The sequence below is a fragment of the Natrinema soli genome (genome assembly GCF_028618695.1).
Genome location: NZ_JAQIVI010000141.1, coordinates 1 through 23,040 on the forward strand (window position 1 = coordinate 1; position 23,040 = coordinate 23,040).

18 protein-coding genes, 2 tRNA genes and 1 pseudogene are annotated in these 23,040 nt (G+C 61.2%); 8 read left to right on the forward strand and 13 right to left on the reverse strand.

Going from position 1 to position 23,040, the window contains the following annotated elements:
• Positions 1–291 (reverse strand): PhoU domain-containing protein (locus PGX04_RS09980; protein WP_273738359.1); only part of this gene is annotated, 291 nt, incomplete at its 3' end.
• Positions 292–412: 121 nt separating this feature from the next.
• Between PGX04_RS09980 and serS the strand changes: the two genes are divergently transcribed.
• Positions 413–1,792, forward strand: coding sequence for a serine--tRNA ligase (serS, locus tag PGX04_RS09985; protein WP_273738360.1), 1,380 nt, complete (start codon positions 413–415; stop codon positions 1,790–1,792).
• Between the two features lie 26 nt (positions 1,793–1,818).
• Here the strand turns inward: serS and PGX04_RS09990 are convergent, their stop codons facing one another.
• Positions 1,819–1,974 (reverse strand): hypothetical protein, encoded by a 156-nt coding sequence (locus PGX04_RS09990; protein WP_273738361.1) that lies wholly within the window; start codon positions 1,972–1,974, stop codon positions 1,819–1,821.
• 175 nt (positions 1,975–2,149) lie between these two features.
• The gene (locus PGX04_RS09995) at positions 2,150–4,336 is read right to left on the reverse strand and encodes an elongation factor EF-2 (protein WP_273738362.1); all 2,187 of its coding nucleotides are present in this window, start codon (positions 4,334–4,336) and stop codon (positions 2,150–2,152) included.
• Positions 4,337–4,803: 467 nt separating this feature from the next.
• On the opposite strand from PGX04_RS09995, the gene PGX04_RS10000 reads away from it, so the two are divergent.
• The 3 genes from PGX04_RS10000 to PGX04_RS10010 all read left to right on the forward strand — a co-directional run bounded on the left by PGX04_RS10000 (position 4,804) and on the right by PGX04_RS10010 (position 8,569).
• Entirely contained in the window at positions 4,804–5,559 is a 756-nt protein-coding gene (locus PGX04_RS10000; RefSeq protein ID WP_273738374.1) for a DUF5781 family protein, read from the forward strand.
• A gap of 147 nt (positions 5,560–5,706) precedes the next feature.
• The gene (locus PGX04_RS10005) at positions 5,707–6,405 is read left to right on the forward strand and encodes a DUF7504 family protein (protein WP_273738363.1); all 699 of its coding nucleotides are present in this window, start codon (positions 5,707–5,709) and stop codon (positions 6,403–6,405) included.
• A gap of 91 nt (positions 6,406–6,496) precedes the next feature.
• Positions 6,497–8,569, forward strand: a complete 2,073-nt coding sequence (locus PGX04_RS10010) for a hypothetical protein (RefSeq protein ID WP_273738364.1) — start codon at positions 6,497–6,499, stop codon at positions 8,567–8,569.
• Positions 8,570–8,576: 7 nt separating this feature from the next.
• On the opposite strand, the gene PGX04_RS34610 is transcribed toward PGX04_RS10010, so the two are convergent.
• The 9 genes from PGX04_RS34610 to PGX04_RS10050 all read right to left on the reverse strand — a co-directional run bounded on the left by PGX04_RS34610 (position 8,577) and on the right by PGX04_RS10050 (position 18,492).
• On the reverse strand, positions 8,577–8,705 hold the full coding sequence (locus PGX04_RS34610; protein ID WP_425498445.1) for a DUF7503 family protein: 129 nt from the start codon (positions 8,703–8,705) through the stop codon (positions 8,577–8,579).
• Between the two features lie 303 nt (positions 8,706–9,008).
• A complete protein-coding gene (locus tag PGX04_RS10015; RefSeq protein WP_273738365.1) occupies positions 9,009–9,617 on the reverse strand; it encodes a 30S ribosomal protein S7 in 609 nt (202 codons plus the stop codon).
• A gap of 2 nt (positions 9,618–9,619) precedes the next feature.
• Positions 9,620–10,048 carry a 30S ribosomal protein S12 gene (locus PGX04_RS10020; protein WP_004267302.1) on the reverse strand — a complete coding sequence of 143 codons (429 nt, stop codon included), beginning with the start codon at positions 10,046–10,048 and terminating at the stop codon, positions 9,620–9,622.
• Between the two features lie 253 nt (positions 10,049–10,301).
• Positions 10,302–10,727 carry a NusA-like transcription termination signal-binding factor gene (locus tag PGX04_RS10025; RefSeq protein ID WP_273738366.1) on the reverse strand — a complete coding sequence of 142 codons (426 nt, stop codon included), beginning with the start codon at positions 10,725–10,727 and terminating at the stop codon, positions 10,302–10,304.
• A 3-nt stretch (positions 10,728–10,730) separates the two neighbouring features.
• A complete protein-coding gene (gene rpoA2 / locus PGX04_RS10030; RefSeq protein WP_273738367.1) occupies positions 10,731–11,924 on the reverse strand; it encodes a DNA-directed RNA polymerase subunit A'' in 1,194 nt (397 codons plus the stop codon).
• Positions 11,917–14,844, reverse strand: a complete 2,928-nt coding sequence (locus PGX04_RS10035) for a DNA-directed RNA polymerase subunit A' (RefSeq protein ID WP_273738368.1) — start codon at positions 14,842–14,844, stop codon at positions 11,917–11,919. Before PGX04_RS10035 ends, rpoA2 begins: the two co-directional genes overlap by 8 nt.
• Positions 14,845–14,847: 3 nt before the next feature.
• Complete coding sequence (gene rpoB, locus PGX04_RS10040) at positions 14,848–16,677, reverse strand: DNA-directed RNA polymerase subunit B (protein ID WP_273738369.1); 1,830 nt, start codon at positions 16,675–16,677, stop codon at positions 14,848–14,850.
• A gap of 6 nt (positions 16,678–16,683) precedes the next feature.
• Complete coding sequence (locus PGX04_RS10045; RefSeq protein ID WP_273738370.1) at positions 16,684–18,264, reverse strand: DNA-directed RNA polymerase subunit B''; 1,581 nt, start codon at positions 18,262–18,264, stop codon at positions 16,684–16,686.
• Positions 18,265–18,492 carry a DNA-directed RNA polymerase subunit H gene (locus PGX04_RS10050; protein WP_273738371.1) on the reverse strand — a complete coding sequence of 76 codons (228 nt, stop codon included), beginning with the start codon at positions 18,490–18,492 and terminating at the stop codon, positions 18,265–18,267.
• 327 nt (positions 18,493–18,819) lie between these two features.
• On the opposite strand from PGX04_RS10050, the gene PGX04_RS10055 reads away from it, so the two are divergent.
• The 4 genes from PGX04_RS10055 (at position 18,820) to PGX04_RS10070 (ending at position 22,260) form a co-directional block, all read left to right on the forward strand.
• Positions 18,820–18,892 (forward strand) — tRNA-Asp (locus PGX04_RS10055).
• A 392-nt stretch (positions 18,893–19,284) separates the two neighbouring features.
• Positions 19,285–19,357: transfer RNA gene (locus PGX04_RS10060), tRNA-Asp, on the forward strand.
• A 165-nt stretch (positions 19,358–19,522) separates the two neighbouring features.
• Positions 19,523–19,936 carry a group I intron-associated PD-(D/E)XK endonuclease gene (locus PGX04_RS10065; protein ID WP_273738372.1) on the forward strand — a complete coding sequence of 138 codons (414 nt, stop codon included), beginning with the start codon at positions 19,523–19,525 and terminating at the stop codon, positions 19,934–19,936.
• Between the two features lie 200 nt (positions 19,937–20,136).
• Positions 20,137–22,260, forward strand: a complete 2,124-nt coding sequence (locus PGX04_RS10070; RefSeq protein WP_273738373.1) for a bacterio-opsin activator domain-containing protein — start codon at positions 20,137–20,139, stop codon at positions 22,258–22,260.
• Between the two features lie 547 nt (positions 22,261–22,807).
• On the opposite strand, the pseudogene PGX04_RS10075 reads toward PGX04_RS10070, so the two are convergent.
• Positions 22,808–23,040: pseudogene (locus tag PGX04_RS10075) on the reverse strand (protein-L-isoaspartate O-methyltransferase family protein); the annotation flags it as partial.

Here is a 23,040-nt window from a genome sequence, read left to right on the forward strand (position 1 = left end):
GATCCCGTCGGCCGCGCCGACGATCCCGAGGACGGGCGCGAGCTGTTCCGCGTCCGCGGGCTTCCGTGCGGCCATCAGGAGGCTCATCCGCGCGCGCAACTCGAGGACGTCCATCCGCTCTTCCAGCCGGAGCACCTCCGTGGCGAGCGGCTCGCTCTGGTGGAGCACCGCCGAGTACGAGAGATCGATCAACAGCTCCGCGGTGTCCTTCATCTCGACGAGTACGTCCTTGACGCTGACGGGCTCGTACTCGATCGACGCCGACGACAGCTCGCCCTCGAGCGGGTCCATACCTCGTGAGTCAGCCCGCCGACGAAAAAAGCGTTTCCCGCCGACGGCTCGAACGAGCGACCGGGAGACGCGGCCTTCCGACACGGTTTTGCCCGGGCGCAAAGAACGCACGGGCAAGACAATGCTCGACCGGACCTATCTGCGCGAGAACCCCGACGAGGTACGCGACGCCCTCGAGAACCGCGGGGCGGACGTCGACCTCGACGAGCTGCTCGAACTCGACGAGCGGTGGCGGGAACTGAAGGCTCGCGGCGACGACCTGCGCCACGATCGCAACCAGATCACCAAGAAGATCGGCACGCTCGTCGCCGAAGGGAAAGAGGAGGAACGGGAGGAAGCCATCGAGCGTTCCCGGGAGCTCAAAGCCGCGATCGAGGAGGTCGAAGAAGAGGGGGCCGCCCTCGAGGACGAACTCAAAGAACGAATGCTCGAAATCCCACAGCTCCCCCACGAGAGCGTTCCGCTGGGGATCGACGAGCGACACAACGTCGAGGATCGGCGCTGGGGGTTCGACGACTCGCACGAGCTGCCCGACGAGGTGACCCCCCACTACGACCTCGGCGAGGAGCTCGACATCATCGACGAGGAACGCGCCGCCAAGACGACCGGTGCCGGCTTCTACTTCCTCAAGGGCGAGGGCGCACAGCTCGAGCACGCCCTGATCCAGTTCATGCTGGACCTCCACCGCGAGCAGGGCTATGTCGATCTCTTTCCGCCGGTCCCGGTCAAGAGCGCCTCCATGCGTGGCACCGGCCAGCTCCCGAAGTTCGCCGACGACGCCTATCGGCTGGGCGGGAGCAACGAGGAGGAGTACGACGAAGAGGACCTCTGGCTCTGTCCCACCGCGGAGGTGCCGGTCACCAACATGTACGCCAACGAGATCCTCCTCGACGACGACCTCCCGCTCAAACACCAGGCCTACACGCCCAACTTCCGGCGCGAGGCCGGCGAGCACGGCACCGAAACGCGGGGCATCGTCCGCGTCCACCAGTTCAACAAGGTCGAACTCGTCAACTTCGTCGAACCCGAGGAGAGCTACGACCGACTCGAGAACCTCCTCGACGAAGCCGAGGAAGTCCTCAAACAACTCGGCCTTCCCTACCGCATCCTCGAGCTCTGTACCGGCGATCTGACTTTCGCCAGCGCCAAGACCTACGACATCGAGGTCTGGGCCCCCGGCGACGACATGGACGACGGCCCCGAGGAGGGCGGCCGCTGGCTCGAGGTTTCCTCGGCCTCGAACTTCGAGGACTTCCAGGCCCGCCGCGCCGGCCTGCGCTACCGCCCCGAGCGCCACGAGTCGGCCGAGTACCTGCACACCCTGAACGCCTCCGGGCTTGCGATTCCCCGGGTTATGGTTGCACTCCTCGAGTACTACCAGAACGAGGACGGGACGGTGACGATCCCCGAGCCCCTGCAGCCGTATATGGGCGGGAAGGAGGTCATCGAGGGCCACGAGAAGGTCGGCGAGAGCGCGCTCGGTGCCGGCGAACGAGAGTAACGAGAAAACGACTCCCGTCCGGACAGCTACTCGCTACTGAACGCTTCTCGAGCCCGTTCCCAGCGCTCTTCGTCGCGCCCACCGAATCGAGCGGCTGCGGCTCGTGCGTCTTCAACCCCGTCGGACGAGAGGATATCCGCGAGCGGTTCCGGGGCCGGGTTTTCCTCCGATTCTGTCGTCATCGGCTCCTCACTTCGTGTCAGTCTACCTGATGAATGAGAAGCGTTCGCTTCGTCTCACGGAGAGGAAAAACGGCGACTCTTGTCACGAGTCACGTCTCACGGGTGCCACTGATAGCACTCGAGACGGGAAATAACGGGAGAAAACAGATCTCGCGTGCAGTGAGTCGCGAGTCGCCTACAGGTAGTCGATCGCTGGCGGCAGCTCGAGCTTCATGCCCTTGCGCTCGCGGATCTCCATGATCTTCTCGCGCTGGAGGGAGTTGGACATGACCTCGAAGCCGGCGTTCTCGGTGTTCCAGGAGGCGCGGCCCTCGGTCGCGGAGCGAATGTCGCTCGCGAAGCCGATCATCTCGCCGACGGGCGCGATGCCCTCGACGACCATGAGGTCGCCTTCCTGGTACATGTCGTCGACGCGGCCACGGCGGCCCTGAATCTCGCCGGAGGCGGCGCCCATGTGGTCGTTGGGCACGTCGATACGGACGTCCTGCATCGGCTCGAGCATCTTGATCTTGCCGTCGATCAGCGCCTTGTGGACGGCCTCCCGGGTCGCGGGGATGACCTGCGCCGGACCGCGGTGGATCGTGTCCTCGTGGAGTCGCGCGTCGTGCAGGCGGATGAGCGTTCCCTGCACCGGCTCGTTCGCGAGCGGACCGTTGTCGAGGGCCTCCTCGAGTCCCTCGATGAACAGCTCCATCGTCTCGTTCAGGTGCTGGATCCCTTTGGTCTGATCCAGCAGGATGTTCGAGCCGTGGATATGCTCGACTTCCTGCGAGTCGTCCTTGTCCATGCCGGCCTCCTGCAGGGCCTCGCGGCGTTCCTGCTCGGGCATGTCCATCGACGCCTCGCCCTTCTTGATCGTGTCGACGACATCGCCCGGCAGCGGCTCGACGGAGATGTAGAAGCGGTTGTGACGGTTCGGGGAGATCCCTTCGACCTGATCGCTCGCGCGCTGGATGGCCTCGCGGAAGACGACGATCGGTTCGCCGGTGTTGACCGGGATCCCCTGGTTCTTCTCGATACGCTGGGTGATGACCTCGAGGTGGAGTTCACCCTGCCCGGAGATCAGGTGCTCGCCGGTGTCCTCGTTGATCGTAATCTGGATCGTGGGGTCCTCCTTGGAGACCTGACGCAGCGTCTCGATGAGCTTCGGCAGGTCGTCCATCGTCTGGGCCTCCACGCTCTTGGTGATGACCGGTTCCGAGATGTGTTCGATCGTCTCGAAGGGCGTCATCTCGATACTCGAGACCGTCGAACCGGCGATAGCGTCTTTGAGGCCGGTAACGGCGGCGATGTTCCCCGCGGGGACGTGATCGACTTCCTCGCGTTCGCCACCCATGTAGATCCCGACGGACTGGACGCGGTTCTTGCCAGCGGTCCCCGAGACGTAGAGTTCCTGTCCCTTCTCGAGGGAGCCCGAGAAGACGCGACCGGAGGCGACTTCGCCGGCGTGGGGGTCCATCGCGATGTCGGTGACCATGAAGACGACTTCGCCGTTCTCGTCGACGAGTCGCATCGACTCCGCGAGCTCGGACTCCTCGTCACCGCGCCAGATACGCGGGATACGACGGGGCTGGGCATCGACTGGGTTCGGGAAGTGCTCACAGACCATGTCGAGCACGACGTCCGACAGCGGCGTCCGCTCGTGGAGTTCCTGGCGCTCGTCGTTGCGCTCGAGGTCCATGATTTCGCCGAAGTCCATCCCGGTGCGCTGCATCGAGGGCATGGAGACACCCCACTTGTACAGCGCGGAGCCGAAGCCGACGGTGCCGTCTTCGACGGAGACGGTCCAGTCGTCGATGTCGTCTCGCTCCTCGGTCATCCCGCGGATGAGTTCGTTGACGTCGTGGATGACCGACAGGAGCCGGTTCTGCATCTCTTCGGGTCCTTCCTGCAGTTCGGAGATCAGGCGGTCGACCTTGTTGATGAACAGGGTCGGCTTGACCCCCTCTCGGAGCGCCTGTCGGAGCACCGTCTCGGTCTGGGGCATTGCCCCTTCGACGGCGTCGACGACGACGAGCGCACCGTCGACGGCGCGCATCGCACGGGTGACGTCGCCACCGAAGTCGACGTGGCCCGGCGTGTCGATGAGGTTGATGAGGTGGTTGGTGTCCTCGTACTCGTGGGTCATCGAAACGTTCGCCGCGTCGATGGTGATCCCGCGTTCCTGCTCGTCTTCCTCCGTGTCCATCGCGAGCTGTTCACCGGCAGTCTCATCGGAGATCATGCCGGCACCGGCGAGGAGATTGTCAGAAAGTGTCGTTTTCCCGTGGTCGACGTGAGCGGCGATGGCGATGTTCCGGATGTTCTCCGGTTCGTCCATCAGCCGTTCACACTCTTGGACGATCTTCTTGCGTCGGCCCATATATACCCCATTACCGCCAGCGGGGTCAAAAGGGTAGTGTTTCGTCGCCGCCGAAATCCGACGTCTTTCCCGGTTCGAACGTTTGAATATCCAATTTGGGTGAGTGAATCCCTCTCATAATGTGTGGCCCCCGGCCCACGGTGACGCGACCGCACAATCCCGGAACACCGTAATCCGAGCTCGCATCGACACCGTAGCCGTGCGGTAGACAAGTAGTACCACTGAAAGTTACTGCACGCCCGATCGCACGACGCGAGCGCGGTTCGGAACGTACGCGGATCGGAACGATGCGCGGTTCGGAGCGCTGCGCGGTTCGGAGCGAACAGAGTGAGCGAGAACCGCGGACTATGCGATCAGTATGTAAATCGTTGCAGTGGCTACTACTGTTCGTCCGCTTGATGGCCCAATTCACCCACATGCAATCGCACACAAGAGTCAAATCCCGTGGGCTCTTGCTAGGATTACACATGGATATCCGCGTTCAGGGACCGGGCCCGACCTCTCCATTCCTCAGCGCCCGCGACCTCTTCGAAACCGAACACGACCTCTCGTTGCCGGTCTACGTCCACCTCCGTGACGATCCGGACGAACGAACCTGGGCCGCCCACTACGACGATCGCCACGTGCTCAACATCTCGAGGCAGGCCGCCTCGTCGGCGATGGCCCGCGAACTCGCCCTCCACGAGTTTGCACACATGGCCCGCAACGAGCAACGACACCCCTCCCACACCCAGTCGACCGAGGAAGTGCTCTATCTCGCGCTGGCCGGCAAGAGCGTCGAACGGCGCAAACTCTCCCACTGCTATCAGATCGCAAACCACATGAAAGACATCTACGCCGACGACATCACGCTCTCGGTCGGCCCCGGCGAGAAACTGCTCTCCTTTCTCGAGTCGAGCCTCGCCGCGGCGGTCGCCGACCGACCCGAGACGCCGCCTCGGCCCGGCCTCGAGCGTCTCTCCGCGAGTGCCGACCCGGAAATCACGGCCGTGAACGCCGCGTTCGCACTGGCGCTCGCGGAACGGCACGATCTCGTCGACAGGGACCACCGGCTCTACGACCTCGCGCACGCGGCCGCGATGGATGCACCGAAGGTCGACTTCGAGGCGTTCAAACAGCGGTTCCGAGAGCTCGCACGGGAACCCGATACGAGTTCCTACCGGCAGGTGCTCGTCGACGCGACCCGGGCGTACGTCGGCGGCAAGGGACCCGCGGCGGACTGAGTCGTCACGACCCGAATCGCGACGGTGACCGGCGTGAGCGGCCGGCTCGAGCGGATACCTGAGACGGCGGTTCATCGAAGCGTTGGCCGTACACTTCGACCCGAACATTTATTGTTTGAGGTGGTAAAACCGTGGAACATACTAGTGATGCTCTCGGAAACGGACTGTGAGGGGACGAACGGGGACGGCTTCTCCGACGAGCTAACGCGGTTGAAACGCAAGGGGGCGAGCGTTCTCGTCGTGGGCTCCGTTCAGCCCGACCAGCGTCGAGATACCTGCCAACGGCTGCTGGGTTGTGGGGCCAACCGTGTCCGGCGGCGCGTCCTAGTCTCGACGACCGGCGAACCACACCCCGTCTCACACGTCGTCGACGACGGTCGTTCGGAGACGCTTTCGGTTATCGCCTACAACGCGCAGGCGCGCAGTGCCGCGGCGACCGCTCCGGATGTTTCGCCGTCGATCGAACCGACGACGACCGATGTCGATACCCTCGCCGACCTCGGCATCGCCATCTCGAGTGCGATCGACTCCTTCGAAGCCACCGCCGACGTGCTCGAGCCGTCCGAGGTCAGGGTCGGAATCGATTCGTTGCTTCCCCTCCTCGAGGAGTACGGCAGACAGCGGCTGTTCAAGTTCCTGCATTTGATCAACGGCCGAACGAGAGACATCGACGGAATGGTGCACTATCACCTCCCGGTCGAACGAGACGCGCAGATTGTTCCAGTCTTCTCGCCACTTTTCGACGTGGTCGTCGAGATTCGAGAGCAAAACGGCGACTACCAGGAGCGGTGGGATATCGACGACGGGACCTACAGCTCCGGTTGGCTGCCGGTCGATTCGGAGTAACGGTCCATCGGAGGAAACGGTCCATGGATCCGGTCTCGGGAACAGCCACACACGATTCTAGATACGCCCTATGAGCCACTCATCCGTTTCAATGAAACCGAAATTCGAGCCGACAGAAGAGGGAATCGAGATAATCGATCCGATCGAACGGCATCGATATCGACTGACGATGAACGAGCCGGTTTCGCTCGAGTCAGCCGCTGCTGATCAAATCGGGTTCCCAGTTGGTTCTGTAGTACAGTTTACAGCGGATTCAATCGTACTACCGACGACTGAAGGAGTCTTTGTCCGCGACTCAGAAGGGATGATGCTCGCAAAGGTCAGCCCAGCTGACCAAGCAGAGTTTCCATCAGACAAGTATACGCTGGACCTGTCTGGCCCCTTGAAGGTATATGCTTGCGTTGACAGTTCAGTGCGGATTTTTTCCGATAGTGATCAGACATACGTCAATTTCGCCGAGAAGACGGCCGTAATTCTCGGTGCACGATCGTTCCATGAGCAACCAGCAGGGACAATCACAACGACATCAAATCCGTCAGATCTCATGGGGGCAGTGTCTGCGTTTGGTTCAGCGCTGAAGACGACAACGCCTGAGCGAGCCTATCCGACGCTCCGGGGCCATCCACCTCGTCTCGAACTCGGGGATGAGTTCCATATACCAGATAGATTCGATCAGCTGGAACACAACATTCAGATAGAAATTCCTGCAACACTTCCGTATGTATTCGTCGTCGCACCGCTCGCGTACTACCTCGGTGCGAGGGTAGTTTCAGGCCAAAGTCCACAAATAGCCACTGAAAGGGGTTATACGTATGAACTTAAGGGATTGGATGATTTTGAATTATCGGTTAAACAAGTACTGAAACAGTTGTTCTTTCTCGACTGTATAGTTCGGACTGAAGGGACAACCCCTCTTCCACTACATGAGCGTCAAGCGATTGAACCACTACTTGACTTCGACTTTAAAACAACATATAATGAGCCACTTGCTAAACGAATCGAAACCTATCTTGAGATACCGTATAAAACACTAAAACCGCATCTTCCAGATTGGGGGTTCGAAATCCAGCTTGAGCCAACTGAGGAGCACATTCAGTTTTTACCGTTTCTCGCCAACGATCTTGCAGTTGTCAATATTCAAGATATTACTTCAGAACCAACACCATCAGAGCCAATCGCAGAGCAGGCGATTAAAGATTTTACTCGAGACGATTTCGTCCGAAGCGCACAACCCTATTCTGTCCGTGGGGACACGACTGTAGCCGAGTCATCCGGCCCAACAAAACCGTCGACAATTCAACAATCATGGGCCGGCATCAATGATTCGGAGATCGTTAGTACTACTCCACTATCAGCATACCAAAACAGCATCGGACGAACGCCAAAAGATGGTCCAATCGAGATTGATGTCATCTGTAATGATAAAGATATGCGTGAGGAACTTGAGAGCGTCAACGGTACGTATGGAACTCGTGAAAAGTTACCGTTTAATACCACTGTCCACTATGACCTTTCGACTGATATTCTTGAGGACGTTCTCGCTCGTGACAGTGACTTCTTACACTATATTGGTCATATCGATGAAGGAGGATTTCAATGTACAGATGGCAAACTAGACGCTGCAACAGTTGACTCTGTTGGTGCAAAGGCATTCCTATTGAATGCATGCCAGTCGCACGATCAGGGACTCCATCTCGTTGAAACTGGCAGTACTGGCGGCATCGTAACACTGGGCAATGTCGTTAACAGCGGTGCAGTCAGTGTTGGTGGTATGATTGCTCGTTTATTGAACCTCGGCTTCCCACTTTACGCCGCCCTGGATATCGCTCGGCAAGAAAACATCATTGGACAGCAATATCTCATGGTGGGTGATGGTCGAACCACAATCGCACAATCAGAAACACGGGCCCCCAATGTCTGCTCGGTTATCGAAGATTCTAACGGCACTCTTGTAGAAATGGACACATATACGTCAGCAGAGGTGATAAGAGGAGGAGTGTTCTCACCACATATCGATTCGGTCGAATCTTTCTATGTTATCCCTAGGAAGACTGATCGTATACCAGTAAGTACGTCTGAACTTAGGAAGTTCTTCGACAAAGCGCTATTCCCTGTTATCCGGGATAATCAAGTTAAATGGAGTAAAGATCTTCTTGGTGAATAGGTGGCTGCTATGGCCCCATAAACAAAGTCCCATTTGTTGCTGCGGCACTCCCAGCCTGAGACAGTAACAGGAGGAGTGTAAACAGGGCGCCGATCATTCGTGGGTGATTCTTCAAGTACTGTGTGATGTCCGTCATGGTACACTCGAGGAATAGTGCTGCCCAGTAATTAATTTATTTTAATATAACGGATAGCGCATAGATAATACTAACATGATATACTACTGGTTGAAAACTGCTTGAAAGAATTGAGTGGAGCCGCGAATACGGGCCGGCCCTCGCCAGTACGGCCTCGAGCCGCTGTACCAGCACTCGAGCGTCACTCGACGCGGTCTGTCAGGATGAGATACCGGATGGGAATCCGAGAAAGTACTAGAGCGGTTCGAAAATCGATGACACTACGAGCGATGAACCGACCGAAAATCGAATCGACGAATCGCGTTAGCGGGCGGCTGCCGCGACGCGCTCTTTCTCCTCTTTCTGACTGACGGCGTAAGTCTGGACGTCGTAGTTGGCCGCGCCGATGAGCTGGTTGGCGATGGCCTCCTCGACGTCCGTCGTCGTCTTGAACGATGCGTTGTAGACGCCCTCTGAGAGGAACTTCAGGGCCTGGTCGACCCGACGCTGCGGTGCGACGTCGACGGCCTTCGGGACCGAAATCCCGCCGTACTTCAGGCGGACGGTCTCCTCCCGCGGGGCCGCGTTCTCGACGGCCGTTACGAGCACCTGAATGGGGTTGTCCTCGGTGCGCTCGTGAACGAGCTCGAACGCGTCACGGACGTGGTTGAGCGACTGCTGTTTCTTGCCCGTGTTCTCCTCGGTCTGCATCAAGCGGTTGATGAAGCGCTCGACGATCGAGATCTGGGACTTCTTGAACTGCTTGCTGGCGTGGCGTCCCGCGGTGTGAGCGACGGGGGTCACCGTGATGTAGCGCTCGGTCGAGGGATCGGCGTACTCGATTTCGACGAGGTCCCACGTCCCGAACAGTTGCGCCGAAACGTCTGCACCACCGGCCGGCGCGTCCGGTTCCGGTTGATCTTCTGCGGCCATGATTATCGCACCGGTTTTTCCGCGTTCCCGCGAACGAGTTCTTTCAGTGCGACGCCGTTGACCTTGTCGACCTTGTAGTTGACACCGGAGAGATCGCCCATCGCACGACCCTTCGCCCCACCGATCCCGGCGATGGTGACTTCGTCGTGTTCGTCGATGAACGAGATGGCACCGTCACCGGGACAGAACGCGGTGACCTGCTTGCCGTTCTTGATCAGTTGCACTCGGACGCACTTTCGGATCGCCGAGTTGGGCTGTTTGGCCTCGATGCCGACCTTTTCCAGTACGATACCGCGAGCCTGCGGTGCGCCCTCGAGCGGGTCGGACTTCTCGCGAAGTCCACGGGCGCGGCGCGCGTAGTCAGAGTCGGACCACCGCTGATTCTGGCGGTCCTTCTTGAGCTTCCGCGCGGCATATTTGCCGTTTGCCATGGGAGTCGATATCCGACGAAGGCACTTAAGCCACCCGTTTCGACTCCGCGTGACGGCTCGAGATCGCTTTAGATGTGGCGTTCGCCGACTCTGCGGACGTTTCGTTGACTCGAGTTACGCCCGGAGCGCGGGTTAGCGGCGTTCGGCGGATGAGAGGTCGCCGAACGGAAGATCGGCTGCGAGCAGCCGATCAATTTCGGAGTCTGTCGTCTCGAGAGTGACGTATCGGCCAAAAACCGTAGCGAAGCGGAAATCAGAGTAGCTGGATGTCGTCGATCCCGAAGTGGCGATCCGCGAGCGACCGGGCGGCGTCGATCGTCCGACCGTTCGTTCCGATCGCAACGCCGTGGTCGTCTTCGGCGACCTCGACGTAGGCGACGGTATCGTCGTTTTCGCTGATGGTGACGTTGTAGACGGCCGCTGGCGCGAGGACGTTTGCGACGAATGCTTCGGGATCGTCCGCGCCTTCGATGAGACGAACCTGCGCATCGACCCGGTCCTCGAATCGCTGGACCGTCCGACCGCCGGGGCCGATCGCCTCGCCCATTCCGCCGCGTTCGACGACGATCAAGAGCCTGTTACCGCTCTCGGTGACGAGACAGTCCCGACCGTCGACGCCGGTCACGTCCTCGAATGCACCGAGGTACTGGCGGGCGTCGTCGTCGAGGGTAACACCCATCGATCAGTCGGCCTGACCGCTCCCGGAGGTGGTCGATCCCATCCGGAGATCGACGTCGCCGGTACCGAGCTTGATCGGCTTGCCGACGATGACGTTCTCCGTGACGCCGTCGAGATCGTCGATCTCGCCGTGGATCGCGGCGTTGAGTAGGTGGTTGACCGTCACCTCGAACGCCGCGCGTGCCAGCACCGAATCCTTCGAGCCCGAGATTCCGTGGCGGCCGATCGACTCGACCTCGCCGCGATTGGTCATCATGTCCGCGACGAGCATCAGGTGCCGGACGTTGACGTCGTCCAGTCCCTGCTCGGCGAGCGTGTTGTTCGTCTCCTCGATGACCGCTTCGCGGGCGGCCTCGATGCCGAGGTTGCGGTGGATCTCGTGGATGTTGTTACACGTCGTCCGCGAGGCGTCGACGCCCTCGATATCGAGGGCGTCGCCGAAGGCCGATCCCTCGGTATAGAGGACGAACTCCTCGCCATCCTCGAGTTCCTCGCGGCGAATGACGACGCGGGAGACCTCTTCGATCCCCTTGAACGTGATTTCGCGGAGCTCTTCGACGAGCTGGAGAAGATCGCGGTAGGACGGTTCTTCGGGGCCGAACTCGATACTGGCACCTTGCTGAACTGTCTTGACACCCAGGGAGTCTTCGATGATCTCGGCGACTTCCTCGGCCGTGATCAGCCGCTCCTGAAGCGTGTCCTCGTTGAGCGAGATCTGAACGCGCATGTCCGCGACGTTCGTCGAGACGTCGCCCAGTGCGAGGATCTTGGTCGCCTCGATGCTCCAGACGACCTCGTGGGCCTTCTCGCGTTCGGTCGCGTACTCGTCCTCGAGGTAGACGGTCATCATCGGCGTGTCCGGGGTCTTCCGGGCGTCGACCAGCTCGATCAGCCGAGGCAGCCCCTGGGTCACGTCGATCTCTGCGACACCCGCGTAGTGGAACGTGTTCATCGTCAGCTGGGTGCCGGGTTCGCCGATCGACTGGGCCGAGACCGTCCCGACGGGGTCGAGCGGGGGAACTCGCGTGTTCAGATAACGGGTCTCGACGGCCTTCGCGAGTTCGTCGGCTTCCTCGACGGTCGCGCCCTCGCGGCTCTCGAGCGTGTCGTAAACCTCGTCCTTGAGTCGCCGTGGGAGGTCGGTGTCCTCGACGACCGCAACCGTGTCGGCATCGACGTCGTAGTCGGCGCTAGTCATCCGAGCTCACCCCCACGTCCTCGGCGAGGCGATCGTCGGCGTGTTCGGAGAGGTTCGTCGGCCGCGGTCTGGAGCCGAGGAACTCGTCTCGTTCCTCCTCGGAGGCGAACTCGGAGTCGAGTACCTGACTGGCGATGTGTTCGACGTCGATGTCGTTGTCGTCGCCGGAGGAGACTTTGACCGGCGACGTGCCGTCTTCGCCGAACTCGAATTGGACGATCGTGTCCGAGGTGTCTCGAACGGTGCCGTCGTACTGGGACTCGAGTTCGGAGAGGGCGTTGATCAGCCGACGCTGCAGGTAGCCGGACTTGGAGGTACGGACTGCGGTGTCGACTAGGCCCTCGCGACCACCCATCGCGTGGAAGAAGAACTCCCGCGGGGTGAGCCCGCTCGTATAGGAGTTCTCGACGAAGCCGTGTGCTTCGGCGGAGAGGTCGTCTGGCTCGTAGTGGCTGAGGGTCCGATCCTCGTACCCGCGGTTGATCCGCTCGCCCCGAACCGCCTGCTGGCCGACCGCGCCGGCCATCTGGGTCAGGTTGAGCATCGACCCGCGGGCACCGGAGTTGGCCATGACGACGGCGGGATTGTCGTCCTCGAAGTGCTCGTCGGCGATATTCCCGGCGTTGTCACGCGCACGCGAGAGCGTCTGCATGATCTTCATCTCGAGGGTCTCGTCGATCGTTCGACCCGGCAGACTCTCGAGTTCGTTCCGATCGTAGGCCTCGATCAGTTCTTCGACGCGGTCGTTGGCGTCGTCGATCGTTTCGTCGATGCGAGACTGGGCTTCCCCGGGGATGGTCTCGTCGTCGATCCCGATCGAGAACCCGAAGTGCATGATCGCTCGCATCGCCAGCGTCGAAACTTCGTTGATGAAGATCCGCGCGCGGGTGTTGCCGTAGACCTTCGTGATCGTATCGACGATCTCGCCGCCGAACTCGCCAACCTCGTCCTCGGCGATGGTGCCCTGGAGCAACTGGCCGTCTTCGATGACGACTTCGTCGCCGACGGTACCCGTGAACTCGAGGTTCAGGTCGTCGGGCAGCAGTTCGGAGAAGACGTCGTAGCCGGTCCAGAATGGCGTTCCCTCGTCGTCGATTCCGCTGGGTTCCGGCAGTTCGTCGATCCGAGTGGCGCGGAGCAGGTCCAGCGCCTGCGTCTCGTTGAATCGGGGGTTGTCGTGCGTCAGGAGGTACATCCCGGAGATGTGATCCTGGATGGCCCCGATGATGTTCTCGCCGAATCGCGGGGAGAGGATCTGTTCCTGGACGCGCATGAGGACGCGAGCCTCGGCGCGGGCCTCCTCGTTTTGCAGCGCGTGCATGTTCATCTCGTCGCCGTCGAAGTCGGCGTTGTACGGCGGACAGACGACGGTGTTCAGCCGGAACGTCTTGTACGGCATGACCACGACCTCGTGGGCCATGATCGACATCCGGTGGAGCGACGGCTGGCGGTTGAAGATGACGATGTCGCCGTCGATGAGGTGGCGGTTGACCTCCCACCCGGCATCGACCTTCTCGGCGAGCTGTTCGCAGTTCTTTTCAGTCACCTTGAGCCGGCGGCCGTCCGGTCGTCGGACGTAGTTCGCGCCGGGGTGGCCCTCGGGGCCGTTCGAAACGAACCGACGGGCGTCCTCGAGGTTGCGCTCGGTGACGTTCATCGTCTGGGTCATCTCCTTGGCGACCCGGTCCGGAACGCCGACCTCGTTCAGCGAGAGGGTCGGGTCCGGCGAAATGACGGTCCGGGCGGAGAAGTTCACGCGCTTCCCGGACAGCGAGCCTCGGAAGCGCCCCTCTTTGCCCTTGAGTCGCTGGGAGAGGGTCTTGAGGGGACGGCCGGAGCGGTGTCGTGCCGGCGGCGTCCCCGAGATCTCGTTGTCCATGAACGTCGTGACGTGGTACTGGAGCAGTTCCCAGAGGTCCTCGATGATCAGCTGGGGTGCACCGGCCTCGCGGTTCTCCATGAACCGCTGGTTGATCCGAATGATGTCGACGAGTTTGTGCGTGAGGTCGTCCTCGGAGCGCTGGCCGTTGTCCAGCGTGATCGACGGCCGTGCAGTGACCGGCGGGACGGGGAGGACGGTGAGAATCATCCACTCGGGGCGGGAACGCTCGGGGTTGATACCCAGCACCTCGATGTCCTCGTCCGGAATGTTCTCGAACCAGTCCCGGATGTCGCTGGGCATCAGCTTGTTCGTGTCCTCCTCGGTCAGGTCGATGTCCAGCGCCTTCTCGATCGCCTTGCGCTGGCTTTCGCGCGGTCGGAAGGAGCCGGAGAGGATCTCGTTGATCCGAGTGAGCTCGATCTCGGTTTTCTCGGCGAGTTCGTCCGGCGTCGTCCGCTCGACGCCCTCTTCCTCGTCGCCCTGCATCGCGCCGGCGATGCGCTGGGAGTACTCGCTGGTGAGGACCTGCTGGACCTCGTAGTAGGTCGTCGGCTTCTCGTGGTCGATGTCGTACTGGATTTCGCCACAGAACGGACAGCGGTCCTTCTTCCGGGCCTGCCGAATCGCGGCCTTCGTCACGTCGTTGAGATCCCGGCTCAGTTTCCGGGACTCGTCGAGTTGGCCGCGGAACTCGTCGCGTTCGTCCTCGGTGAGGAGGAGTTTCGAACACTCCCGACAGGTTCCTCGCAGGAGCCGTCGGATGAGTTTCGTAAAGCCGACGTGGATGACCGGCGCGGCCAGTTCGATGTGGCCGAAGTGGCCGTTACACGAACCAGAGTGCTTCCCACAGGTCTTGCACTCGAGGCCGGGATCGATCACGCCGAGTCGGGGGTCCATCAGCCCCATGTCGATGGGGAACCCGTCGTCGTCGTACGTGTCGGCGGTGATGATCTTCGTCGCGCTCATCTCCCGGTATTCCTCGGGCTCCATGAGCCCGAAGGAGATCGCTCCGATGTCTTTTGGTGTCGTATCTTGCATGGGTTAGACGGCGTCCTCCAGTTCGAGTCGCGGTGCGATACCCAGCGCCTTCATCTCGTCGAGCAGGAGCTTGAACGCGTAGCTCATCTCGATCTCGTGGATATCGGTCTCCTCGTCGCAGTTCGGACAGTAGACACGCCGTTGTTCGACGTTTTCGACCGCGCTCATCCCGCAGTTCGCACAGATGTGGATGAACTCGCGGTCGGACTCGTCGAGCAGTCGTTCCTTCAGCGTCATGGCCGCCCCGTGACCGATGAACACGTCGCGTTCCATCTCCCCGATACGGAGGCCTCCTTCGCGGGCGCGGCCCTCCGTGGGCTGGCGAGTCAGCACCTGCACCGGCCCGCGCGAGCGGGCGTGCAGCTTGTTCGAGACCATGTGGTAGAGCTTCTGGTAGAAGATGACCCCGACGAAGATCTCGGCGTCGATCTTCTCGCCGGAGATGCCGGAGTACATGGTCTCCTTGCCGGCCGAATCGAAGCCGGCGTCCTCGAGCCCCTCTCGGAGCGCGTCCTTCTCCTCGCCGAGGAAGGGCGTCCCGTCGACACGGCGGCCTTCCATCGCACCGAGTTTGCCGCCGATCATCTCGAGGATGTGGCCGACGGTCATCCGCGACGGCAGCGCGTGCGGATTGAGCACGAGGTCGGGGACGACGCCCTCCTCGGTGAAGGGCATGTCCTCCTGCGGTGCGAGGTGGCCGACGACCCCCTTCTGTCCGTGGCGGCTGGCGAACTTGTCCCCGAGTTCGGGGATCCGTTCGTCGCGCACGGAAACCTTCGAGAGCTTCGAGCCGTCTTCCCCCTCCATGAGGGTAACGGTGTCGACGATTCCCGACTCGCCCGAACGCATGGTGACGGAGGTTTCACGCCGCTTCTGGGGCGAGAGTCCGCCCATGTCGTCGGGCTCTTCGAGGAATCGCGGCGGGCTCGTCTTCCCGAGTAAGACGGAGTTCTCGTCGACCGTCGTCTCGGGATTGACGAGGCCGTCCTCGTCGAGGTGGGTGTACGCTTCCTCACCGCGAGCACCGCGGACGTCCTGGCTCGGAATTTCGAAGCGGTCTTCCTGGCCGCCGGGATAACGGCGTTCCTCGCCCTCGTAGGTCCGGAAGAAGTGCGAGCGAGCGAGCGCGCGTTCGACGCTGGCCTTGTTCATGACCAGCGCGTCCTCGATGTTGAACCCCTCGTAGCTCATCACGGCGACGACGAAGTTCTGGGCCGCCGGCCGCTCGTCGTAGCCGATCTGCTCGGTCGTCTGGGTCTTCACCATCGAGAGCTGCGGGTAGTGCAGCAGGTGCTGGCGCGTGTCCGGCCGGATCCGGTAGTTCGCGCTCGGCAGCCCCAGCGACTGCTTGATCATCCCTGCCCCCATCGTAATGCGGGGCGAGGCGTTGTGCTCGGGATAGGGAATCATCCCCGCACCGATCGAGAAGATCAGCGACGGATCGATCTCGAGGTGCGTGTGTTTCTCGGTCAGATCGTCCTCGTCGACGGCGACGAGGATGTCCTCTTCCTCCTCGGCGTCGATGAACTCGATGTAGCCGTGATCGACGAGATCCTCGAACTCGAGGTCGCCGTCCGTGAGCGCCTCGATCTCCTGTTGGGAAATGCGCGGTTCGCCGCCCTCGACGACCAGCAGCGGCCGCCGCGCGCGACCGGCGTCGGCGTTGACGATCACTTCGCGAGTGCGGTCTTTCACCGAGACGTTGACCATCTCGCTGACGTCGCCGATGCGTCGCGCTTCGCGGATCTGTTCTGCGAGTTCGTGCGGATCGGGATGAGTCCCCACCAGCGACCCGTTGACGTAGACTTTCGCCTCTCGTTGTTGGCTGCTCATGATTGATTAATCGTCCCCTGACGCTGTCGTCCGTTCGATGCCTTCGAGGCCGGGAATTCCCTCGACCCCCATGGATGCGAGTTCGCGTTTGAGTTCCTGTTCGTCCTCGACGTTCTGGGAGAGCTCCATCGATTGGGCGAAGTTCTTCACCAGTCCACAGTTCGGTCCCTCCGGCGTCTCGGAGGGGCCGATGCGACCCCACTGGGTCGCGTGCAGGTCCCGCGCTTCGAAGTGGGGCTGCGAGCGCGAGAGCGGACTGCGAAGGCGGCGCAGGTGAGACAGAACGCCCATGAAGTCGGTTCGGTCGACCAGCTGGCTCACACCGGAGCGGCCGCCGACCCAGTTGCCCGTCGCGATCGGGTGCTCGAGCCGTTCGGTGAGCACGTCGGATCGGACGACCGTGTTCACCGAGAGCTGCCGATTCCGCATGTTCGCGCGCTCGAGCTGGTATTTGACGTCCCGCGCCAGCTTGTTCAGTGCGGTCCGGAACAGGTCCTTCATCAGGTCGCCGCTGACCTTCAGCCGCTTGTTCGCGTAGTGGTCCTTGTCGTCGGACTCGCGCCGTCCGAGCGCGAGTTCGAAGCAGGCCTCGGCCATCCGACAGAGGTAATGCGCCTTGTTGATCCGGACGTCCTCCTCCTCGACGCCCTCCTCGTGGAGGTGGGGCAGGAGATAGCGATCGATGACGTAGTTGGCCCGCTTGAGCTGGTAGTTCTTCCCCTGGCCGGAGGCGACGCGCTTCCCGAGTTCCTCGATGGCACCCTCCTCGGTCTGGACCTCCGCTTCCTCGAGGTTCTCGAGCATGTACTTGACGACCTCGGGGTCGTTCGAGACCTTGTGGACGATTTCCTCGTCCGATTCGAGGCCGAGCGCCCGAACGAGCGTCACGAAATTGATCGAGCCAGACACCGAGGGGAAGGAGACCTCGAGCAGCCCCTCGCGATTCCGTTCGCACAGCACGAGGGCGCGGTAGCCGCGGCGCTGCGAGAAGGTTTTGGCGACCTGAATCTCGTCGCCGTACTTGCTGTCGTATTCCGCGAGGATCTTGTTCGGTGCGAGGTCCTCGCTGGTCATCAGCACCCGCTCGGAGCCGTTGACGATGAAGTAGCCGCCGGGGTCGGCGGGGTCCTCGCCGATCTCGATCAGTTCCTCGTCGGAGAAGCCGGCGATGTTACACTTGTCGGAGCCGACCATAATCGGCATCCGGCCGATCTTCGTTTCGGTCGAGTCGACGACCCGCTCGTCGCCTTCCTCACCCTTGACGATGGACATCTCCATGAACACCGGCGCGGAGTAGGTGATGTTGCGGAGGCGGGCCTCCTGTGGGTACAGCAGTTCTTCGGAACCGTCCGCCTCTCGGACGCGCGGCGTGACGACGCGGACGTCGCCCAGTTCGACGTGGACCGGCTCCTCGCCTTCCTTGTCGCCGATGTCCGTGTCGATCGTCTCCTTCTCGTCGACGACCCGCTGCATTCCCCGGTTGAGGAAGGCGTTGAACGAGCGGTAGTGGTGTTCGGCGATCCGTTCCTTCGCGAAATATTCACGCGAAATCTCTCGTCGTTCGTCGCGGTTCAGTTCAATTGCCATTCATTCCACCACGAGTCGATAGATGACTGCCTGCTCGGTCGTCCGCGAGTCACGGACGATCTTGATAACGTCGCCGATCTCCGCGTCGTCGGGCAGTGCGGGATCGTTGCGCTTGATCTTCGGTAAATCTGTACGATCGATGTTGTATTCCTCGAGCACCTCCTCGAGCGTGTCGTCCTCGAGGACACTGTGCTCCGGAACCAGTTCGTGTTGGCTTACGTCTACCATGTGTTGGTGTGAGTGTGGGTGTGCGTGTCGGCTATCGGGAGAGAAGCGGCTGTCACGAGATACTACAGGCAGGTAGCGGCGGGAGGCATTTAACGGTTACTAACTCGAGGCACAAGCGGGGCTACCCGGCCGGGCGACGCTGACCGGAACCGTCGATCACATTCGAGAGTATCCGGTTCTCAGTTATATTCCTTGTGGGTCGTGTGATGTTGTAGCACGGGGTGGTGTGGAAACGTGCTCGAGGCAGCTATCGTGGCGCGATTGACCGTACCACACGGTGTTCGATTGAAAAGCCTTAATACTGGTAGCGGGTAACCATGTGTTGAAGCCCGGGTGGTGTAGTGGCCCATCATACAACCCTGTCACGGTTGTGACGCGGGTTCAAATCCCGCCTCGGGCGCTTTTTCGAGGACCTGACCGACGAGCGAAGCGAGTCGCTATTCCTCGAAAAACGGAAACGAGGAATTTGAATCAGAGAGTGACGCGAACGCAGTGAACGAACGTTGATCAAATCCCGTCTCGGATGCTTTTCGAGGAGAGAGCCGGCGAACGAAGCGAGTCGCGATAGTAGCCGTCGGAAACCAATACGGGATGTGACTCTGGAACGATCGAGCAGTACGGATGTGATTTTCTGATTTGAATCATATTATAAACATGAGCCGCCTCTTGGGGCTAATTGGCAGACGTTGGTGCGTCCCGTGGGTCCTTGAGTAGGGATTCATGTCACCGTACCATCCAAACGAACCCGGAGCAAAACCCTTAATACTGTTAGCCGGAAACGAAGAGTTGCGAGCCCGGGTGGTGTAGTGGCCCATCATACAACCCTGTCACGGTTGTGACGCGGGTTCAAATCCCGCCTCGGGCGCTTTTTCGAGGAACTAACCGACGAGCGAAGCGAGTCGCTATTCCTCGAAAAACGGAAACGAGGAATTTGAATCAGAGAGTGAATCGAACGCAGTGAGCGACGAACTTCGCCGAAGATCGATAGCCTCACCGATCGTTTTTATCCAAGAAGGCGGCCCATCATGCTATGCGCAATTCGAAAGCAGTCGGCGACGAGACCGAAGCAAGAGCACTGTCCGAACTCATAGTCAGTGACCACAGCGTCTCGGTCCCCTTCGGAGATAACGACAAGTACGATCTCATCGTGGACGACGGGACTGCTCTCCATCAGATCCAGTGCAAGACCGGCTGGTCGAACAAAGCGGAAACGATGCGATTCAATACCCACTCGCAAACCACGAAAGATGGCGAGTATCACGAGGACACCTATCACGACTTGATCGATGCGTTTCTCGTCTATTATCCTGACAATGGGCAGTTTTACTGGATCGATGCAGCCGATGCAACTGAACAGAAGATGGAGCTTCGGTTTGAGTCCGAGATCGACCATCCCTCGATAAACTGGGCACCGGAGTACGAATTCGATGGTACCATTCCGTGATCTCGCCCATCGAGCCGAACGACGGTACGTGAGCAATAGCTGGACCTGTTTACACCCACTCGCACAGCAATCGTGCGAGTGGGTATCCACTGACGTTCAGCAGCTACTAGAGATAGTTCGAACGAACGATATCTAAATGCTAATTGTTTAGTCTTTCCTCGACAAGGCGTCAGCAACCGAGGACATCGATCTTCAGATCAATGACGAAACCGATCACCGTACTCGTCGTCGACAACGAACCCGGCTTCGCGGCGCTCGCCGGAGAGATGCTCGAGCGTGAACGCGAGTCGATCGCGGCCGAGGCGGCGACGGACGGCGCGGAAGCGCTGGAGATTCTCGAGCGCCGCGAGGTCGACTGTATCGTCAGCGATTACGAGATGCCGGAGATGACGGGCCTGGAGCTGTTAGAGCGAATCCGGGAGGGGGACCCCGGCCTCCCGTTTATCCTCTTTACGGGGCGGGGGTCGGAGGAGATCGCCAGCGAGGCGATCGCGGCGGGCGTGACCCAGTATCTCCAGAAGGAGTCCGGGGAGGAGCAGTACGCGCTGTTGGCGAACCAGATCACGAATGCGGTCGCTCAGTTCCGCACCGAAACGGAACTCCGGGAGAGCGAGCGCCGCTACGAGCGGACGCTGACGACGTTACACGAGACGACGCGGGATCTGATGCGAGCCGAGACCAAAGCGGAGATCTACCGGGCGGCGGTCGAGACGGCCCGCGAGATCCTGGACGTGGCCGTCGCCGCGGCCTACGCGTTCGAGCCGACGGCGGGGGACCTCGAGCACGCGGCGTCGACGCGACGCTCACCCGAACTGGGCGATCCGGCGGAGACGATCGAACGGGGCGAGGGGCTGGTCTGGGAGGCGTTTTCGGAGGGAGAGAGCGCCTATTACGAGGATATCAGGCGCGAAGACGAGGTCGATACCGCGGCGGCGGTGAGTCGCAGCGAACTGATCGTGCCGCTGGGGACGCACGGCGTGCTGGTCGCGGGGACGGAGGACGTCGACGGGTTCGACGAGACGATGACCGAGCTGTTACACATTCTGGCGGCCAACACCGAGGCGGCGCTGGACCGGGCCGAACGCGAGCAGTTACTTCGCGATCACGATCGGACGCTCACGCAGCAAAACGAGGAGCTGACCCGGCTCAATCACACGAACGAGATCGTCCGCGAGATCAACCACGGCGTCGCGCAGGCGTCGACGCGCGCGGCGATCGAGGAGACGGTGTGCGATCGCCTCGCCGGAACGGACCGGTATCGGTTCGCCTGGATCGCCGCGAGCGACGACGAACCGCCCGCGCCGACCGCCTGGGCCGGAATCGACGCGGCATACATCGACGGAATCCGCGCCGGCAACGACTGTGCACCGGAGATCGAACTCGTCCGGGACATCCTCGAGTCGGGGCAGGTGCGGACGGTGCGCGACGTGCTCGAGGACGACCGGTGGACGATGCGACGCAAGGAAGCGCTGACCTACGGATTTCAGACGGTCCTGGGCGTCCCGCTCGCTGCGGACGAACGGCGCTACGGCGTCCTGATGGTCCACGTCGCGGGAGCCGACGCGGTCGGGGAGTGCGAGCGCGAGGTGCTCGCCGAGCTCGGGGAGACGATCGGACACGCGATTCAGTCGGTCGAACGGACGCGGGCGATGCTGACCGACAGTCGTATCGAGCTCGAACTCGCCGTGGGGGGCTCGCGATTGCTGCTCAACCGGCTGTCGGCTCACGTCGCCGGGGCGGAGCCGATCGCGCTCGAGGGCGTCGTCGACCGCGGCGAGGACGGGATCGTCCTGTTCGTCAGCGCGCCGGCGACGGCGGATCTCACCCCGCTGGAAGCATCGTGGGCGTCGATCGAGACGCTCTCGGTCGTCTCCGAAGGCGAAGACGAGACGCTGTTCGAGCTGACGGTGATGGCGACGCCGTTCCTCGACGTGCTTCGAACGTACGACGTACAGATCCGGATGGCGACGGCCGAAGACGAAACGTCGACGCTCGTTCTCGAAATTCCACAGCGGGTCGAGACGCGGGCGTTGATCGAGGCGATCAGCGAGGAGTATCCCGAGACGGAACTGGTCGCCAAACGGGAGACGACGACCACGCAGTCGGCGCGACAGCTCGATACATACCTCGCGGAGGAACTCACCGACAAGCAGTTCGAAGCGTTGCAGGCGGCTCACTACAGCGGCTTCTTCGAGTGGCCGCGGGAGAGCACCGGTGAAGACCTCGCGGAGGCGCTCGACATCTCGCCGCCGACGTATCACTACCACCTGCGGGCGGCCGAACGAAAGCTCGTCACCATGACGTTCGACGGGGTGTCTAATTGAGTAGTGTATCCTGCGAAGACACGCAAACAGTTAGGAAGTATTCTTACCTGTCATCAGTTCGTATCGGTAATTGGCGATCCGAGGCGAATTGTCGCCACCCCAATCCCCCCACCCCTTTCCCCAATCATTCGTTCGGTAGCGACGCCGTTCCTCGAACGGGTACCGGCAACTGGTTTTGATGGGAGTACTCGATCGCAGCGCATTCCGACGAGAGAATTCCCGCAGAGCAGCGCATGAACGAGTCCGATCAGGCGGGACAGTCAGATCGGGGAATATCGCCTCTGTCGAAACCATCAGTTGTGGCAATCGGCGGTCGCCGACCGTAATTCCTCAATATGATACTAAGTAATTAGATCCTATTGTATTGGGACAGTAAACAATTAGAAACCATATTTAACTCCCACCAGTTCGTACGAGTAGTTGGCGATCTGAGACAGACTGTCGCCACCCCCATTCCCCCCACCCTTTCTACACACTCTCGAGAGGGATCTCGCGGTCGTGGTCCGAAGTCGTTCGAAAGCGGTTCTGACTAGACGAGATTCCCGTACTATCGGGGTCGGCGACGCTGTGACTGCCGGTCCGCGGCTTCGTCCCACTCGATCCAGTCCTGTTCCCAGCCGCGACGGGACTCGGCGCGGCGCTGTGCCCGTTCGCGGTCCTCGCGAGTCATCCGGTTTCGCTCGACGGCCCCCGATTGCTCGCCCTCGACCAGCAGCGGATCGAACGAGACGGGTCCGAACCGGTCGACCACGCCGTCGGTCGAGACCGCCTCGAGTCGCT